The 17,722-nt window shown below is 56.7% G+C and carries 14 protein-coding genes; 3 read left to right on the top strand and 11 right to left on the bottom strand.

Features of this window, described 5'->3' with window-relative positions; all coding sequences use genetic code 11:
• Positions 1-158: 158 nt before the first annotated feature.
• The 4 genes from NJC38_RS24140 to NJC38_RS24125 all read right to left on the bottom strand — a co-directional run bounded on the left by NJC38_RS24140 (position 159) and on the right by NJC38_RS24125 (position 5,411).
• The gene (locus NJC38_RS24140; RefSeq protein ID WP_253117390.1) at positions 159-1,088 is read right to left on the bottom strand and encodes an NAD-dependent epimerase/dehydratase family protein; all 930 of its coding nucleotides are present in this window, start codon (positions 1,086-1,088) and stop codon (positions 159-161) included.
• Positions 1,081-1,965 (bottom strand): sugar nucleotide-binding protein, encoded by an 885-nt coding sequence (locus tag NJC38_RS24135; RefSeq protein ID WP_253117389.1) that lies wholly within the window; start codon positions 1,963-1,965, stop codon positions 1,081-1,083. Before NJC38_RS24135 ends, NJC38_RS24140 begins: the two co-directional genes overlap by 8 nt.
• Positions 1,966-2,072: 107 nt before the next feature.
• Positions 2,073-4,265 (bottom strand): mechanosensitive ion channel domain-containing protein, encoded by a 2,193-nt coding sequence (locus tag NJC38_RS24130; protein ID WP_253117388.1) that lies wholly within the window; start codon positions 4,263-4,265, stop codon positions 2,073-2,075.
• Positions 4,266-4,427: 162 nt separating this feature from the next.
• Positions 4,428-5,411, bottom strand: coding sequence for a LysR family transcriptional regulator (locus NJC38_RS24125; protein WP_253117387.1), 984 nt, complete (start codon positions 5,409-5,411; stop codon positions 4,428-4,430).
• A gap of 201 nt (positions 5,412-5,612) precedes the next feature.
• On the opposite strand from NJC38_RS24125, the gene NJC38_RS24120 reads away from it, so the two are divergent.
• The 3 genes from NJC38_RS24120 to NJC38_RS24110 are packed head-to-tail and all read left to right on the top strand — an operon-like array spanning position 5,613 to position 8,596.
• On the top strand, positions 5,613-6,911 hold the full coding sequence (locus NJC38_RS24120; RefSeq protein WP_253117386.1) for a 3-keto-5-aminohexanoate cleavage protein: 1,299 nt from the start codon (positions 5,613-5,615) through the stop codon (positions 6,909-6,911).
• Positions 6,908-8,161 carry an MFS transporter gene (locus NJC38_RS24115; protein ID WP_253117385.1) on the top strand — a complete coding sequence of 418 codons (1,254 nt, stop codon included), beginning with the start codon at positions 6,908-6,910 and terminating at the stop codon, positions 8,159-8,161. Before NJC38_RS24120 ends, NJC38_RS24115 begins: the two co-directional genes overlap by 4 nt.
• Before the next feature lie 33 nt (positions 8,162-8,194).
• On the top strand, positions 8,195-8,596 hold the full coding sequence (locus tag NJC38_RS24110; RefSeq protein ID WP_045484053.1) for a hypothetical protein: 402 nt from the start codon (positions 8,195-8,197) through the stop codon (positions 8,594-8,596).
• Between the two features lie 22 nt (positions 8,597-8,618).
• Here the strand turns inward: NJC38_RS24110 and NJC38_RS24105 are convergent, their stop codons facing one another.
• The 7 genes from NJC38_RS24105 to NJC38_RS24075 form a co-directional block, all read right to left on the bottom strand.
• Positions 8,619-9,386: a TIGR01458 family HAD-type hydrolase gene (locus NJC38_RS24105; protein WP_253117384.1), complete on the bottom strand. Its 768-nt coding sequence runs from the start codon at positions 9,384-9,386 to the stop codon at positions 8,619-8,621.
• 195 nt (positions 9,387-9,581) lie between these two features.
• Positions 9,582-10,499 carry an Abi family protein gene (locus tag NJC38_RS24100; RefSeq protein WP_253117383.1) on the bottom strand — a complete coding sequence of 306 codons (918 nt, stop codon included), beginning with the start codon at positions 10,497-10,499 and terminating at the stop codon, positions 9,582-9,584.
• 482 nt (positions 10,500-10,981) lie between these two features.
• The gene (locus tag NJC38_RS24095; protein ID WP_253117382.1) at positions 10,982-13,270 is read right to left on the bottom strand and encodes an AAA family ATPase; all 2,289 of its coding nucleotides are present in this window, start codon (positions 13,268-13,270) and stop codon (positions 10,982-10,984) included.
• Positions 13,267-13,710, bottom strand: a complete 444-nt coding sequence (locus tag NJC38_RS24090) for a VPA1267 family protein (protein WP_253117381.1) — start codon at positions 13,708-13,710, stop codon at positions 13,267-13,269. The genes NJC38_RS24095 and NJC38_RS24090 overlap by 4 nt, the downstream gene beginning before the upstream one ends.
• Positions 13,707-14,120 (bottom strand): hypothetical protein, encoded by a 414-nt coding sequence (locus tag NJC38_RS24085; protein WP_253117380.1) that lies wholly within the window; start codon positions 14,118-14,120, stop codon positions 13,707-13,709. The genes NJC38_RS24090 and NJC38_RS24085 overlap by 4 nt, the downstream gene beginning before the upstream one ends.
• 1 nt (position 14,121) lies before the next feature.
• On the bottom strand, positions 14,122-16,146 hold the full coding sequence (locus NJC38_RS24080) for an integrase (RefSeq protein WP_253117379.1): 2,025 nt from the start codon (positions 16,144-16,146) through the stop codon (positions 14,122-14,124).
• Positions 16,139-17,593, bottom strand: coding sequence for a site-specific integrase (locus NJC38_RS24075; RefSeq protein WP_366856452.1), 1,455 nt, complete (start codon positions 17,591-17,593; stop codon positions 16,139-16,141). Before NJC38_RS24075 ends, NJC38_RS24080 begins: the two co-directional genes overlap by 8 nt.
• Positions 17,594-17,722 lie beyond the last annotated feature (129 nt).

The raw sequence follows: 17,722 nt of genomic DNA, 5'->3' as shown, positions 1-17,722 counted from the left end.
CGATCTTTAAAAAGATTCACTTCGCGCGCAAGAGCTGTCTATACCTGATCGCCAAATAAAGAAAAGTCCTACATAAAAACTGATGCAGGACTACATATAAGATAAGAACGGTATGACGCTACACGTTATCAGCGTGCGTCATACCTATTCAAAATGCTTCAGCGCCCCAACAGCCTGGCCAGGCCGTCAGTCAGCGGCATCGGCGTTTCGAGGGTGAAACGCTGCAACAGGCGCTGGTTATTGGCCCGGGAATGGCGGATATCACCAGGGCGTGCCTGCTGATAGCTCACCTCTGGCAGGCTGCCAACCACATCCTTCAGAGCCGCCAGCAACTGATTGAGCGAGGTGGTCTGGTTCAGGCCGACGTTGATCGCGCCCTCTTGAACTGTCGGCTGCTCCAGTGCCTGAACCAGTAGCTTGACCAGATCGCCAACATAGAAGAAATCACGGGTCTGCTCACCATCGCCGAACACGCTGATCGGCTTACCCTGGGTGGCGCGCTCGGCGAAGATGCTGATCACCCCCGAGTACGGCGAGGACGGGTCCTGGCGTGGCCCGAAGATGTTGAAGAAGCGGAACACCACCGGCTCCAGCGCATGCTGGCGGCGATAGAAATCCAGGTAATGCTCGCTGGACAGCTTGTCGCTGGCATAGGGAGTCAGCGGCGCCTTGGGGGTGTCTTCACTGATCGGCTCGCCTTCGCCATTGTTACCGTACACAGCAGCACTGGAGGCGAACACCACCCGCTTGATGCCCGCCTCGCGCATGGCTTCGCAGACGTTCAGGGTGCCAATGAAGTTGCTCTGGTGCGTCTTTACCGGGTCGTCCACCGAAGCCTGTACCGAAGCGACAGCGGCCAGATGCGCTACCGCCTGACAGCCCACGGCAGCGCGTGCGACCAGTGCCGCGTCAGCCACATCACCTTCGATCAGTTCGACGTTGGGGTTATCCAGTGGCAGGTTGCTGCGCTTGCCGGTGGACAGGTCGTCGAGAATTCTGACCGAGTAACCTTTTGCCAACAGGGCGTCGGCCAGATGTGAGCCGATGAAACCGGCACCGCCAGTAATCAGGATAGGAGCGTCAGACATGTCGATAATACCGGTCTAGCAGAACGGGCAACCCGGCGCGCCAGGCGCGTGGCTTGATCCCGAAGGTATGAAGGATTTTCTTGCAGGCCAGCACCGCGTGCTGCGGCTCTTCAGCTGCATCGGGCCGCGCCGCGTGAGCCTGTGCGGTCGGTGCTTCGATGGCCAGCGGGTGCAACAGCCGCGCCTCGGTAAGGATCGCCTGGCCCAGGGCAATCGGCGTGGTGGCTTCGTGGCCGGCGTAGTGATAGGTGCCCCACAGAGGTGCCTCGCAGTCGAGCTGCTTGAGCACCGAGAGCAGGACCCGCGCGGCGTCATCGACGGGGGTCGGATTACCGCGCCGGTCGTCGGCCAGCAACAACTCTTCAGCGTCCTTGGCGCGGCTCAGAAAACGCCCGAGCACGCCATCCGGGCTGTCGTCGAGCAGCCAGCCAAAGCGTACCAGCACATGCTGCGGACACGCGGCGCGAACGCTCTGCTCGATCCGCCAGAGTGCCTGGCCGCGCAGGCCCAGCGGCACCGGCTCGTCCTTTTCGCTGTAGGCAGTCGCTCGCGAGCCGTCGAAGACCCGGTAGCTGGACGGTTGCAGCAAGGTAATTCCATGATGCTGGCACAGTTCGGCCAGACGCTCTACGGAGCGTTCCTGGGCGTCCAGGCGCGCTTCGTTGACGGTTTCGGCCTGGAACCAGTCGTAGTAATAGGCCAGGTTGATCAGGGCGTCGGGGCGGGTGTCGTCGAGCAGTTGCGTGAGGCTGGCTGCGTCCCAGCCGTCTTGCGGCGGACGCGGTGCGAGGAACGCGATATCTTCCTCGGCACCCAGTCGTATCAGCGCCTGCCCGAGGGCATTCCCGCCGCCCAACAGCATAAGGCGCATTCGCATAGAGTCAGCAGGCTCGGTCTCGGTTTTATCAAATCATCAGGTTCAAAACGCCTGCAAACATAACACGTTGCCCGCCGGTGCCCAACAGTTGTGCGCGGCCCTTGCGGTCATGCGCCAGCAGGGGCTGGTGGCCCTTCGAGCGCCGGCGGGCGGTGCGCGGCTCCGGGGTTCATGACCATCTGCGGGTAAGTCTGGGCGAAGTGGACCTGCGGATGCTGGTCAACGCGCTTTTTGAGCCGTTCGTTAAAGGCTCGGCCAACGCTGTATTGCCCGCCTGAAGAGGTGCGGAACTGCGCGGTCAGCACCACGCCGTTGAGGTCCATGCGGTCGACGCCGAAGACCTCCAGCGGACCTTGCAGGTTGTTCTTGAGCAGGATGTCTTCGGTGATCGAGTGACCGGTCTCGCGGATCAGCGCCAGCGCCTCGTCAATATCGGTGTCGTAAGTGAACTGCACCGAGAAGAACGCGTAGGCAAACTGCCGCGACTGGTTGGTGACTGCCTTGATCTGGCCGAACGGCACCGAGTGCACAAAGCCTTTGCCGTCACGCAGGCGCACCGTGCGGATCGTCAGGCTTTCGACCGTACCTGAATGGCCGGTGCTGAGCACCACCCAGTCGCCGACCGAAAAGGTGTCTTCGATGATGATGAACAGGCCGGTGATCACATCTTGCACCAGTTGCTGCGAGCCGAAACCGATTGCCAGACCCACGACACCGGCACCCGCCAGTAATGGCGCAACGTTGATGCCCAGGTTGGCCATGGTGGTAATGGCGCAGATCACCACGAGGATGATTTTTATCGCATTACGCAGCAGCGGCAAAATGGTCTTGACCCGGGTGCTGGGCTGGCGGCCGGAGCGATGGTTGACCGGCGGCTTGAGCGCTTCCTGAATCGCCGTATCAAGGACCACCCAGAGCAGCCAGGTCACCAGGAAAATCAGGCCAATACTGCTCAGCGAATCGCTGATCGCCCTGCCGAGGCTGTTGCGCTGGGCGAACTCGAACAGCGAAAAGCCCCATATACGCCCCAACACCTCAATGAAGGTCACCGCCAGCACGATGCGCAGGCAGGCATACACCAGGCTGAGCAAGCGTGCTTTATACGCATGGCCGGTGCGTACCGCAGGGTCCGAGGGCTGTTTGAAGAAGTGCTGGAACACGGTACTGAGAAACACCGTGGCAATCAGCAACAAGGTTGTGAACAGCGCGCAGCGCAGGGTCTCTTGGCTGTCCTCGCCAGCGCCGATCAGATTGATTGCCGAAACCATGATCATCAACAGGATCGGCAGATTCCACAGGTTGGAGAAGATCTTCAGCGACTGTTGCAGCGCTGGCTGGCGCATACGGCTGCTCAGCGCCCGGTTGCGAATCAGGTGTGCCACCGGGCGGCGCATGCGGATAACCAACACACAGAACACCGCAGAGGCAAACAGGCCAGTGAACACCGCGATGCTGGTCGTGACGTTGCTGCCAATCTGCCGGGCGATCTGCGGGCTGGTCAGGGCATCGCTGAGCGCCGCCAGAAAGCCGATGACGAACAGCGGCGTCGGCGTGTAGCGGCGCAGGATCTTCACCGCCGTACGCTTGTGCCCGGCATTGAACATGACAATCACGCACAGCAGTACCGAGGTCGAAAACACACCGCTGCTGGTGGCGTAGGCAAAACACAAGGCCAGCGCCCGGCCAATCGAAGACGGTAGAAATTGGCTGACATACAGGGTCAATGGCAGGCAGATCAGCGCTGGAACCGTGAACGGCAATACGTACTTGAGCAGCGCCTGACTGCGCGTTCGGGTCCTCATGAAGGCTCGCCGGTTCAGGCGTTTGGCGATAAAGCGCCCCAGACCATGGAGCAGCACAAATGTACCGATCCAGACCACCGACAGCACCAGAAAGTCGCCCACCATCTGCCAGGCGCTGCGTTGCGAAGGCTTGTTGACCAGTTTGTCGAGCTCTGTGGCGGCCCGGTCTGCACGCAGCCGCCAGGTATCGACCAGGTCGCCGTTGAGATTCAGCGCTCGCTGAACATCGTCGATGCTGCTGCTCAGAGCCCCCAGCAGGCCACCCTCGACAAGAATTTCAGCGGCTGGCGGTTCCGCCTCGGCGGGTTTGTCGGTTTCAGGCTCCTTTTTCTCCTCGACCGAAGTTTTCTCGGCAGGCCCGGAGGCGGCCTTGTCATCGGGCTTGTCGGCAGCAGCAGCGCCGAGCGGCAGGGCCGGGACTTCAGCAGCGTGCACGGTCAGGTTGCCCGCAAACGAAAGCACCACTAACAGAATCAGGGTCTTTAACTGAACCGCCACGCTGCACTCTCCTCCATCCAGATATCCGATGGGGCTTATCCCCAAGGAACTGATCCCTGCGCGACCCGCAAAGTTCGCCTGAGTGGGCAAGAAATTGGCTGATATTGCGATGCAGGACATTTCAAGGACAACAGCGGGAGGTTGCCGTTAGGCATGCGCCCATCAGACGCTTACCGCGGATCTGTGCACTGCCTCCCTGAGAACCTGACGGCTTTTTTTGATTGACGGGTCCATCTCACAAAGATGCTGCCAGAACTTCTCTGCCTGAGTCTCCAGAGGCTGCTTAAGGCGAATCAGCTCGATACTCAAGGTGATGTCATGCTCTTCCCCGCCCGCTCGAACCAGCCTTTTTCGTTCCATGTCCTGGATGACAATTGCCCATGGCAACCAAGCCACGCCAAGTCCCATAAGCGCCATGGAATGCAAGCCATCGGCCAGCGAGCTGTCATGAATGGCAGTGAGCACCGGCAGGTTTTTTGCGATATCGAGTTTTCTTTCCAGCGCCCAGCCCAGAGAGCACTCAGGCTGATAGCGCAAATAAGATACCTCACCGCTCGCCGGCTCAAGACTGTTCAGTGCCGCCCCCAGCATGTCAGGGGCACTGACCGGGACCAGGCGCTCATGGCCCAGCGTCAGGATGTCGAACTGCTGAAAGTCGACGGCGCCTGACAAACAATCACGGATACCGTTGCCCTCATCGCTAAAGGCGACGACGAAGTCTGCCTTTCGATCAGACAACGCGCGAAAACAGCCGGGCAAGTTGGCGAAGTCAATCGAAAACCGTGTAGCGCTCGACTGATTGCGGACTCTGGGCAGCCAGTCAGGGAAGAAGGCCCTGGACATGATATGCGGGGCAGCCAGGGAAATGTGCAAGCGCTTGTGCTCTCTGGCGCGGGCGACTGCGGCTTTGGCGTTGTCCAGCAACGCGACCGCCTCAAGCGCGGCGGCCTGCAACTGTTCGCCTGCATCGGTCAGCTCAAGCCGGTGTCGGGACCGATCGAAAACCGGTGCGCCCAACCACTCTTCAAGACTGTTTATGCGTCGGCTCAACCCTGAGGTCGTCACATTGCAACGTTCTGCGGCCTGAGAAAAACTGAGAATACGCGCCAGCACCAGGAAATCTTTCAAAGTCCGAAGATCGCTCATCTTGCGAATCTCGCCATATCCGTTGACGCCGCATCATGGCATGACCGATTCAGCACGGCAAAGCGCTGCGCACTCATCCGACGCTGCCATTGTTGCAACGCCTTTTGCCAAAACCGCAATGGCATCTGTCAGCGGTACTGCTAAAAAGCGGACGCTGCCCGGATGGCAGTCAGATGGAATGACTTTGACAAGGAAGTGCAGATGAGTACGCCACATAAGACATTGATCCTCGGGTGCGCTTCCACGGGCGCCAAGTTCACGCCGCGCAATCATTACATCACGGGTGATCAACTGCTGGACTCTATTTGCACCGGGGCAACCATTCATGCCAGCGAACAAGCGATCGTCGACGAAGCGATCGAACTCTATGAATCAGGCTGCCGCTACTATCACTACCACGCGCGTAACCCGCTGACCCGGGAACAGACCACCGACAATGAGATTTATCAGTCGGTCAGCCGCACCATTCAGCGCGCCTGCAAAGACACCCTGCTCAGTTTTGGCGCCAGCCGCAATGGTCGTGAAGTACAAGACAACATCAAGAAATTCGGCGAATGGGAGCGCGTCAGCCAGTGTGCCTTGCCTTTGCACTTTGGTGGTGCCCACTTCGTGACGATTCAGGCTGCCATCGAGCTGCAAGTCATCTGTGACATGGAAAGAAAGCTGAGGAAGTTTGACATCGAGTACCTGTCCAGCGCTCAGTTTGCTCAGGACATCAACAGCTACACGCCCTCTGACCGCGTGGTGAAAGCCACCATGGAAACAAACTCTACAAGTAAAGGCGCTGATTACGGCAGTACCTCGCCGTTGATCCAGTTCCAGATCTACCGCAACGCCATTGCCGCACGCCAACAACTGGGCCTGTTCCATGAAGTGGAATGGGTGCAACTGACGCGCAGTTACGGCATGACGCGATTTGCCGTCGAACACCCGGCCCTGCGCCTGGGCAGTTCGGGGCAGTTGAATATCATCCTGCTGTTCGGTTTTTCGAGCCGCCTGCCGTTTCCTGAGACCTACGAAGAGTTCTGCAATATCGTCGACATTGCCAAGAGCCTTGAATACGACCTGGCCAACCCGAACGAAATAAAGCGCAAGGTGACCATCACTGTTGGCGCTGCCGTCATGCCACAACATGCCGAGCTGCATTACCAGCCTGTCGATGTAGGGCCACAGAAAGGCACGCCAATGTGTGCGCTCAGACGTCTGGCCACCTATGCCGCGCAACCCGACAGCAAGGTCGATATTCTTCGTGTGGGCATGGAGGACACGCCGTACAGCGTGGATAACGAAGGACGTGTGCATATGGGCGATAATCTGCAACTGCTGCATATCGCCCTTGAACAGGTCACGGCCAACGGCGCGAGCATAGAAACGGCTCCGGAAAGCGTCATTCATCGAATGGGGCTGGATCTGGTCAGGACGGAATACCTGGCCACCCAACGCCAGACGCCACTGGGCGACTGTGGACTGACCTCCTTGTATCAGGAAACTGTTCTATGAGCGCTACAGACAATCCGCGCCAGCAATCAAACTATCGCTGGGTCATCCTCTTGATCGCCACCATTGCCCAAGCCAGTGCGTGCTTCTTCGTTCAAGGGATTGGCGCAATTGCGATTTTCATTCAACAGGACTGGCACCTGTCGGTCTTGCAGATTGGCCTGTTAGTGTCTGCCGCGCAGCTGATTCCGATAGTGGGGCTGCTGGTGGCGGGTGAGTTACTGGATCGTTTCGATGAGCGCTGGGTTGTCGGTATCGGCACCCTGCTTGTGGCAGCGGCGCTCTGTGCGGCGATGTTCGCCAACAGCTACCTTATGTTGTTGCTGTTTCTGATCATCGTCGGTGCCGGCTATAGCACCGCTCAGCCAGGCGGCAGCAAATCGGTTTCCAGTTGGTTCTCCAGGCACCAGCGCGGCTTTGCGATGGGCATCCGCCAAGCCGGGCTGCCACTGGGGGGCGCCTTGTCGGCCGCGATGCTGCCGTATATTGCCACCCGCTGGGGCTGGCAATGGTCGTTTCTGGCCGGCGGGCTGGTGGCCCTTGCCGGTGCCGTGATCTTCCTGCTGTTTTACCGCAGCGCCAACCCGGACCCAGGCGAGCATGGCCCGGCGCGAGCTGCTGGGCAGGATCTCAAGGCAACTCTGGCATCGCGCTTCTCGATGCTGAAGGAGCCGGCGATGAAGCAGATCATGATCTCCGGGATCAGCCTGATCTCGGTGCAATACGGCATCCTGATTTTCACCGCACTGTATCTGTACGACCGACTGGACTTGAGCATCACGGCGGCGGCCTCACTGCTCTTTATCGCCCAAGGCGCCGGGGTAATGGGCCGGATCATTCTGGCGGCATGGAGTGACCGGTGTCAGTCAGGGCGCTACTTTCCCGTTATGACTTGCATGCTGGCCATTATCGTTGGCCTGTTGACGCTGATCTGGATGCCTATGCATACCTTCGTCCTGCTGGCGCTGCTGGCAGGCTGGCTCGGCTTTTTCGGGTTTGGCTGGTACGGTCCCTGGGTCGCCTATGTCGCGGAGTCCGCCCCGGCGAGCAAAACCGGTTTTTCACTGGGACTGGCCATGGCCTGTAATCAGGTCGCTATTGTGCTCATGCCACCTGCGCTGGGCTTACTCAAAGACCTGACGCACAGCTACATTCCCGGCTGGAGCCTGTTGATCGTCATGACGCTTGTGGCACTGGTCATCTCCGCACGCAATGCCTTGAGCTTTCCCAGGCTGGCCTGGGGACGCAAATAACCCGATGCGTAACCATTCAAAGGAAGACTGGCAATGACTGCCCTTCGCTACATTGATTTCCCTGAATTGCTGGAACGGGCACAGCGCGCCAGCAATATCGAAGTCAGTTGCCGATGTAATACCAAGGTCCTTACCGGCTGGGAAAGTCCACTGGTCTCGTCCAATGCCCATCATCTACTGGACATCGGCACGCTGAGCAACGCCGACGAGGAAGATCTGACCATCAACGAGTATCACCCGTCAGGCACCCATTACTGGTCAACGCAGGCCCCCATTGCGCCCCGTTACTACCCCTACAACCGCTGCAAGGTGTCTGAATGCCTGTTGTGCGGGCGCTGCTACCTGCGCTATTCGGAAAGCGGGGCTTATCACATTGAACCGAGGATTCGCTATCTGGACCCGGCGCTGATCGTGGATGCACCTTTGCCAGCCTGATCAGCCGTCTGCCAGATTACAGTCAGAGCTGCACGAGCAGTTGCGGCAGGCCGGCAATCGATGCCAGGCAGTAACTCGCCAAACCACTGTCGTCGCGCTGCAGCCCAGCGGACTTGCCGGTCAGTACCCGCACACTGCGCGCCCCGATGCCTGACGCGCCCGCCATATCGGTGGCTGGATCATCGCCAATCACCAACACCTCGCGGGCCTGGCAACCGATCGACTGCAGGGCCATCTCAAAGAACAATGACGAGGGCTTGCCCGTAACCTGCGCAGGTTGCCCACTGGCGTACTCCAGCGCCGCCACGAAGGCGCCGCAATCAAGGCTCGGGCCATCTGCCGCAAGCCAGAACGGATTCTTTTGCAAGGCAATCAACCGTGCGCCGCCGCGCAGCAGGCGAAACACCCGATTCAGGTTGTCGTAGCAAAAGGCCTGACCGATATCGCCGATCACCACATAGTCGGGGTTGCGCTCATTGATGAGCAGTCCATCGAACAGCGGCCGAACCGAATCGGGCACCAGCAGATAGCTGCTGCGCCCCTGCTGAGTGTGCAGCCAGGCAACGCAGGCAGTGGTTGCGGTTTGAATGTGCTGCGCCGGTACGGCAAGACCCAGTGCGGCGAGTTCGGCACTGATGGTTGCAGGCGAGCGTGCCGTGATATTGGTCAGCAGGCGATAGTCGAGCCCTTGCTCATGCAGCCAGGCCAGTGACTCGGCCGCGCCAGCAATCAGCGCCCCCTGATGGGTCAGCGTGCCTTCGATATCGAGTAGCAGTCCTTTGCAGTTCATCTTTATATCCTCTACACAATGCGAAAGCCCCCGCTGGGCGGGGGCTTTCACTGTATGTCAGCTTGCAGTCAGTTGCTCGTCAGAACGGTTGTACTTGCAAAAAATCGTCAACAAATCAGATTTTCCTTCAACCCGGATTTGAAGCACTGTTGTTTACACTTTTTCTTCCATGCAGCAGCCGATCGCATACCTGAGTCAGGACCAGAACGGGCGTATCTCCCAACCTGCAACCAGGCCAAGCTCAGCCGTGGTCCGGCCTGCTTTCGCTAGCACGGCCGCAGGCAGGGTCGACATCAACTGCTTGAACCGTACCTTCCAGTCGCAGGTGGGGTCGATTTTTGCGAGCAAAGCTTGGACGACGACTGCTCGTGCAAAAATGCGGCCTCGATCATTGTGGCTGGGAAACTCAGCGGCAATAGCCTTGGCATATTTCGGCGCATCTGCGGTAATCGACGCGTTCCACAGCCTGCCATGGTGGGCGCAGACATTTCGCAGGATGGTCAAGCTTTTCAGCCAGGTCACCAACACAGACTCGTCGTAGCCGAATTTGGCCGCCACAGTTTTGCGATGGTCCAGATGCAGATCGCTGAACAGGCGCGAGAGCTGGCCGATGGTCATCGCCTCGAGAACAGTCCACACAGGCGGCATGGCCGGCGTGTTGTAGTTATCGTAGTAATGCTTGATGGCCGCATTTTTTTCCGGAAGGCCCAGCACCTGCTTCATGACGTCTCGATGGGCTTTGCAATCCTTGAAGTGGATGGCATCCAGGTAGAAATGACTACCGCAAGTCTTGTCCAGGGCCAAGGTGTTGATGATCGCTGCGCGGAACGCGACCTCGATACGATCAATCGCATCCAGAAACACGAGGCGTAGCCGCCGATCGAAGTCATAAAGCTGCAAGATGTCGTCGAACTGGACGGTAGCAAAAAAGCGCTTTTGCGGCTCCTGCAGCGGCCGCATGTAGATCAGCAGGCGGTGATAGCCGATGAATTCCAGGGCGTGCAGGGCCTTGTCTCGCTGCCCTCGGGTACCTAAACCTTTGAGTCTAAGGTGGCGCAGCAGTGCATTAGGTGGCTTCGCAGGCTTGAGGAAATAGAGGGGTGCTTGCGGCATGCCAAAGCATCCTGCGGGGGCATGGGGGGCCAGAAATAACTAACCCCCTGGTGCGCAGTACGGGACAAGTCCCGCCCGAGGCGTGGGGGCTATTCTTGGGATCAATGCTAACACCGTCCTACTGGTTGATCAAATTTGATCAATCTGTCCGGTAAAACGAAGCCAAATCCATAGCTTCGCTTCTCATGTTTACAGTTCTAATAAAGCTGCGGGTTAGAACGGTTATAAACACCAAAAAGCTCAACCATCGACTGAGTGAGTGAAAGGGCCTGTAGTAACGGCAAAACACCTCAACCTAGCTGCAAACCATGAGATTCAACGTCCGCTTTTTCGTAGCGTTTTAGCCAAAAGGGGTCGAAAACCGTCCTCAAAACTTTACAAATCGCTTTCGAGCACGAACGACAGGTTCATGCTATGGCACCAGAAAAAAAGCCGACGAACGGTAGCTGAACCCCTCGTCGGCCTCCCACCCAATTGCCTTCCTATCGCAAGCCTGAGCCTTGGGAAAGCTCGCCTTCCAATAGTGCTCTGAGTCCAACCTGGCGCGAGAACGCCTTTGGCTGGAGAATGATGGCTTCCTCTACCGCAGCCCTATCACCGACAAAGATCACCTGCACCTGTGCCCTCGTAGCCGCTGTGTAGACGAAGGTTCTGTCTAGGATGCGGGACTTGCGCACCGGTATGATCACGCGCCTGAATTGCGAGCCCTGGGCCTTGTGAACCGTAATCGAGTACGCAAGCTCCAGCGAATCGACATCACTGTCCAAGATGTACTGGCTGACACCGTCGAACGTTGCCCTCCCCAGCGCGATACAGATAAGAGCCTTTTCATCGTCGCCAAGGTCTACGGAGCGCGGTGTTTCAAAGATCTCATCGATCTGGCCCAGCGATCCGTTTTGCAGGTTACGAGACCAGTCGTTCGCCGTGTACATCACCAGGTCGCCTACACACAGCCCTGTGGCTTCAATCTCACCGGATTCGGGGTTTTCAGCCATCAGTTGCTGATCGTGATCAGCGTATCGCAGATGGCAGGTACGATTCAGCGCATCCACCCCGGCAAATCTGCACGACCTAGTAGCCGAGAGGATCTGTGTGTTCTCTCGATCCTGTTCGTAGAACCTGAGCACTGTGGGGATGATGTCATCATCTGGGCAAGACAGGAACACGACGTCTTCCAGCTCGTCGGAACCAAACGCTGGGCAGAGGCCATCCCGGATGTGCCGCGAAGCCAACGGGATCGCAGAATCTTTCGCCTGGCGTTTGACTTCAGTCAGCTCTGTAGTCGGCACGCCGGCCATCCCGCAGAGCACGTGCAGAACCAAGCCAGCACCAATTGGCGGAAGCTGATAGGGGTCACCCACCAAAATGACCTGACACTCGGCAGGCAGTTTTTGAACGAGACGATAGAAGGTGACCAAGTCGAGCATCGAAGCCTCATCAATCACGATGACTGGCGCCGGGCCCATATCTTTGTCAGTTACTTTACGCATGAAGCCCGCGATTGTTCGCGCCTCTTCACCTGTAGCCTCAATCATTCGAGCCGTGGCCCGGCCAGAGAGAGCCATTTGAAACCTAGGGCGACCGGTTGTATCGAGCGCTTTGTACAGCGCCTTGAGCACCGTAGTTTTACCAACGCCCGCACCACCCGTAATGACGCTGAAGCGATTCGAGAATGACGTTGCCACCGCGCTCCTCTGGGCCACATTGAGACCGAACGCAGGCAGCCCCAGATGTTTCCTCTCGACATCCTCGAAGCGTGCGATCACCTCATTTACATCCACAGGGAACAGCTGTGGCTGCAGTGACGGAGTGACAATCAAATCTCGAACGAACTGGGCACACCTGCGCTCCATGAGCCACGCCCCCGGCGCAAACAGCATGAGGCCAAGGTCACCGAGATCTTTACAGACGAACTGGCCCACCGCAGCGCCTGCCAGCAGAGCCTTGGACATCGCAGAGATCGGGGCTGCGTGGGGCTTGATCAGAGACGCCACAGTGCTTTGAAGATCGGTCAGCGAGCTACACGTATGGCCTTTTTCAGAAGCTCGATACAGGGATTCTTCCAGTGCCGCTGTAAGGCGACGAGGATCATCTAAGCCAATACTGAAGTTTTCCCTGGCAACCTTGTCTACGTCTGACCAGGCACCGGCAAAGCTGAGCAGCCGGTACGGGTCGTTAGTCAGAGCAGCGATGGTGTTCTTCTTGTGAAATCGAATGGCCTTTCGGGCGATATCCAAGGGGATTCGCTTGTCCTGTACAAAACGAAGGGTCTTGGCGTCGCCGTCTTCGAGCCACCGGTTGAACAACCGCTTCCGGACATCCTCGGTAGGAATGATAGGCTCGATAGCAGCGTGATCTGCGTTATCAAGGGCATCGTAGAGTCGTTCACCCAATGCATCCCAGAGCCGAGTGGCCTTGACCTCCCCGACCCCTTTAACGTTGTCACCCAGCCACTGGATAACCTGCGAACCACTTGGCCGGACAAGACGAATGTCCTGGGCGTCGAGTGTCATCTCGTTGATCGCGAATGCGCCATGAGTGCGCAGAACGGTACTGACTTCGCCGTAGACTTCAAAGATCGCACCTACAGCAATATCAGAGAGCCTAGCGATGGCCTCGGGCACCCGAATTACCACGGGACTTGACCGGTCATTGATACCGCGAGTGACGTCCATCCGATGGCCAAAGGCAATGCAGCCTTTTCGGTTCGCAGAACGGATGCTCGTGACCCGGACACTAATGTTGATCAGCGCAGGAGCGGCGGCATTCATCGTGGCATCCGCCCTGTTTCTTCAAGGAACTCGTTCAGCAGGGTGTTGCGCTCAAGCATTTGCTTGGCGGCCTGGAGCTCGGCACGCAAAGAGGCATTCTCTTGCTCAAGCGAATTCAGCCGTTGCCCGTCCCGCTGTCTCTGTTTTGCTGTCGGATCGCGTTGGGCCGGCTCAGCTCTTTGAGCGCCAGGCAACGACACGGCCAACGGCGGGAGCACCCCTACAGCACGAAGCTCAGATTCAAGGTTGTCCAGGGCTGAGCGAATAGCAGGGTTCTGTGTGAGAGCACTTTTCCCGAACCCGCATTCTGTGGCGATCTCGGAGCGCTTGAGCTTGCCCCGGTGTACATACTCCCGGAAATCGCTGTCCGACTTACCTGCGGCCCAGGCCAGGAACGCAGCATGATTTTCCTCGGCGACTTGCTGACCGTTAGCCATCATGACTTCTCCGCAGAATGACGATCAACCCTGGGCAGTGGAGCGTCTAGCTGTTCCAATGGCATTTTGCCGTGCTTGTAAGCGTTGTACTCCCAGCGCGCAAAGCGCTCCAATAGGCGATCATTTTCCAGCCTCAGCCTACTGTTTTGAGCCTCCAAATCACGTATGCGTTGAGCGGCAATATCAAGGCTTGGCGGACGTTTTCGAACGGAAGCACCAGACCGTAGACGATCCTTTTGATGATCAAATGCAGACTTGATTGCTTCGTGCGAGCTTAGCGTTTGGCGCGTGGGCTTGCTGCCAACGACAACCGCCACCTCAGCGCACAACGATTCCCAACCAAGTTTTCCATCCCAGCCATCGATCAGCGACACGATTACTTCGATGTTGTCCTTTGTTAAATGCTTAGCCATGTCAAATGCCCATCAAATCGCGTAGCTCTTCCATCTCCAGATCCTCATCATCGTTCTGAGCCGGAGGGGTTGGAGCTTTGAGCTTGGGTGTTGCGGAGCGAGCAGCGATGGCGCGCTTCAAAGGACTGAATTCCTGGTCGTTCGACAGGCGAACAATCGTCCCATCAGGCGTGTCTGGGGATTCCAAAATGCTAATCAGCTGCTCAGCGCGCTCCAGCGTCTTGATCTGATGTTGTGCCCACCGGTCGGCGCCATAGACACCCTGCTCATCGGCTTCACGAGCCTTGGCCAATTGCGACCGGGTGCCGTCACGAACCAAAATGAGGCGCTCCAATTTTACCTTGTCGCCCTTGATGCAGACCTGCTCGGTGCAATTGATACAGTCCCGATGCTTTTGGCAAGGCAACATCGCAAAGTTGTGTACGCAAAACCCGTACGGGGTCAAATGAGCAATACCTTCTCCGATCTCACCCAAATCTGCATACGTGACTGGGTCGTTCACTTTGACTTTGGCCAAGACTCCACCGACGCCAACGTCACGTGCCATTTCAACGTACTCGTCGTCATGCATGTGGTTGTATGTGGAATTCTGGTGGATGTTCTTGCGGCCAGACCACTTCGCAATGTCGAGCTGACCTAGGCCACCACGATTAGCCAGCGTGTTGAGGTAGTGGCGGATCTGGTGAGAGACCATATGCACGGGGGAGCCGTCAGCATTTTTGTAACCCTGGCGCTGCCAAATGCTACGCTCCTGGCCGGCGCGATAATTGATATCCAGAGTAAAATCATTGACGCCAGGTGTCCAAACGGCTACAGGGCTCGTAGTTAAATCAGGTCTCAACTCATGCTTGCGAAAGCCGCACAGAGCTTCAGAGTAGCGAATATGGCGCTCTTTGTTTTTCCACGGAAATCCTGCGGGTAGCTTGCTTCGGCAATACTCATTCAAGAACCTAAGCGTAAGCTTCCCGCCCTGATCCGTGAGAGCCTTGTAGGGAGAGTAAGTAGCGAAAAAGCTCTTTACCGCCGTTGCTGCATTTACCCCAGGCTTGATGCCCATCGCCTCGCAAACCTGAAGTGAGCTCAGAGGGTAATCCTCTGATACATTGGGGCATTCTGCATGCCTGTAGAACTTTTCAGGGTTTTCTTCATACCAGCGAGCAACCGCTCTCCCAGCCTCTGAAAGCTCCAACAGGCGCCGTACAGCTTCTTCCGCCACGCCATTCATAACCGTCGGCAGCCATTTAATATCTGACATGTAGCCCTTGCCAGCGTAGAACCTCAGGCCGACCCTATTCACCCCCTTACTGTCCGTTTCGTAATGCAAGCAATTTGCTGGTAGATCTTGCACTTCTGAAATCCTAGAAGGCGCGCACAGGCATAGCGCAAAAATAGAAGTCGTAAACCTGTCTCTAGGACTCTGCAGATCGTTGTAGAACATCTCTGCCATGGCATCAATGGCGCCATCAGGGGGCATTTTCTCATCGCGCTTTTGCTTGCCTTCAACCGATGTACTACCAATCTCCATTTCCTTGGAAAATGGATTGACCCAGTTGACAGGCGAAGAAATGATCCGGCTTTCATTCAAAAAAGTAACGAGCCCCTGCAAATTCAGACCAGCTTGATAAGCAGTAGCTTTATAAGTAGCTGCAACCGCAGCTGCTACATCCATGACGTCAGGATCTACTAACGTAATATCGGCGATGCCTTTTTTCGACAAAAGCGCTTCTTCAATGCACCGAATGGCCTTGAATTCATTTTTCAATTTTGACGGCTTCAGCCCCTGTTGGTAGCGCACATAGGACTTAGCGAAATCCATAATAGACGGATGAAGCAATTGCTCAGCTTTGTAACCACGAGACGGAGCGCCTTTTTTGGTGAAGTTTCCGACCCCTGGCCAACCATTTCGATCCCAGTCCAGATCCGCACCAAAAACTGTCAATTGGTTCTTACATATATCCACAAAGCTGGCCAGATTTCTTCTAGCATCAAGTTGATCTTTCGGAACAAAAAGAATGATATTAGACATTAGCTTCTCCAGCTTTCATGGCTTTGCACCGGCTGACCACGTCGCTTACTGCCAAAATGAGACGGTCATTCACGGAGGCAATTTTCAAATCGTTGGTGGTCTCATACACGCTGTCGCGCTCGCTGATTAGCTGGACAAGAACCGCCTCGTGGGGGCCGTCCAGCCAGGGCTGGAAATGCACACAGGTGTAACAGGCGATAGGTGAAAGGGCCCCGCAGAACCCGTACGAGCCGCAGCTTCCCACGTTACCTGAACGACTGCAGATTCGGCTCCGAGGATCACCCGCTCGACGAGCGTGGCGTTCACTAGGGATCAGCACACCTTGAAATTGCTGGGCAATTGGGCCGAGCTGCAGTGCTACGGCCTTATCGATACGCTCAACCACCTCTGGAAGGTTTTTGACATAAACGCCTGCGTTTTGCATATCAGAGTGATCCAGCGCTTCGGCGATCACATACTCACCTCGCCCCTCTCGCCCCAAATTTGTACCAAGCGTATAACGGAAACGTCGCGGATTAAGGTGGATCAAGCTGCCGGTACGCTCACTGACAACTTGGATCACCGACGCGACCCTGGAGACAGCATCACTGATTCGATTGGTAGGCACATGCAGAGCGTCATTCTCCAACTGATCTACCAGAGGTAAGTCTGATCGCAGGTTATTCAGCTCGGGAAACAACGGCAGCTCTTTGATCGTTCTCGGATCTAGCGTTTGCCCAGCCTGCGCCAGCCGCACAGAAAATTCCTCAGTAGTGAATTCGACCTGCTCCTGCAATAACAACCAAAGGTCTTCGACAACTGGGAATTTTTTAAATGATTTACGCCAGCCCTGACTTCTCTGCTTAGCTCGCGGAAAATTAACTTGATATCGCCCGTCACCGGAGATCAGATCCTTAACTTTAAGTGCTGCAATCTGCCCAGGGCGTCGGCCCGTCAACGCCAAGGTTAGGAGTAAGCAGGTGTCTGTTAGCGTTACGTGGCCGTTACCGAAAGCAGCTAATGCGCCCTCAGTAATAGCCCCCATCTCGATATCAGTCAGCGGGCCGGTATCTGGGCACATTGATTGGACGGCGTATCCCTTCTCGTTTCCCTTGAGCGTAAGCTTATCGAGCAGAGCCAATGAGTTATCTGGAATCCCAGGGTAGCCGAGCCTTGCCCATTGACGGATCATCCCCCTCAACGTACCGAGATACCACTCTGTTTTGGAATCCAGCGAGGATCGATAGGAGATGAGCGATGCCAAACTAAATGGATGCTGCCCTTGAGTCATATCCAAGTAGTCTTTGCACCGATAAAACAGATTTGAAACATGCTTAGCAGAAGAGGTCTTAGCATAAAACCCAAGTACATTCTTCAGATGCACATATCTAGCTGGATCAAGGTAAGGTGCGATTGTCCCGATAGGCAAATCAACATCCTTGTTGAGCTTCCAGCGTTCTGAGCTGATAGGGATTCTCCGATCAAGTCACCACAGGCCATCTGACCTGTGCTGAAATAGCCCTCCGTCCAACTGCCCTCTACAAGCCCGCCATCCCATGAGTCAGATGAGCTTTTCCGATTTCGAGTACGCCGGTAA

This window comes from Pseudomonas sp. 21LCFQ010 (genome assembly GCF_024129905.1).
GTDB lineage: Bacteria > Pseudomonadota > Gammaproteobacteria > Pseudomonadales > Pseudomonadaceae > Aquipseudomonas.
This window is presented reverse-complemented; position numbering and strand designations above follow the sequence as displayed.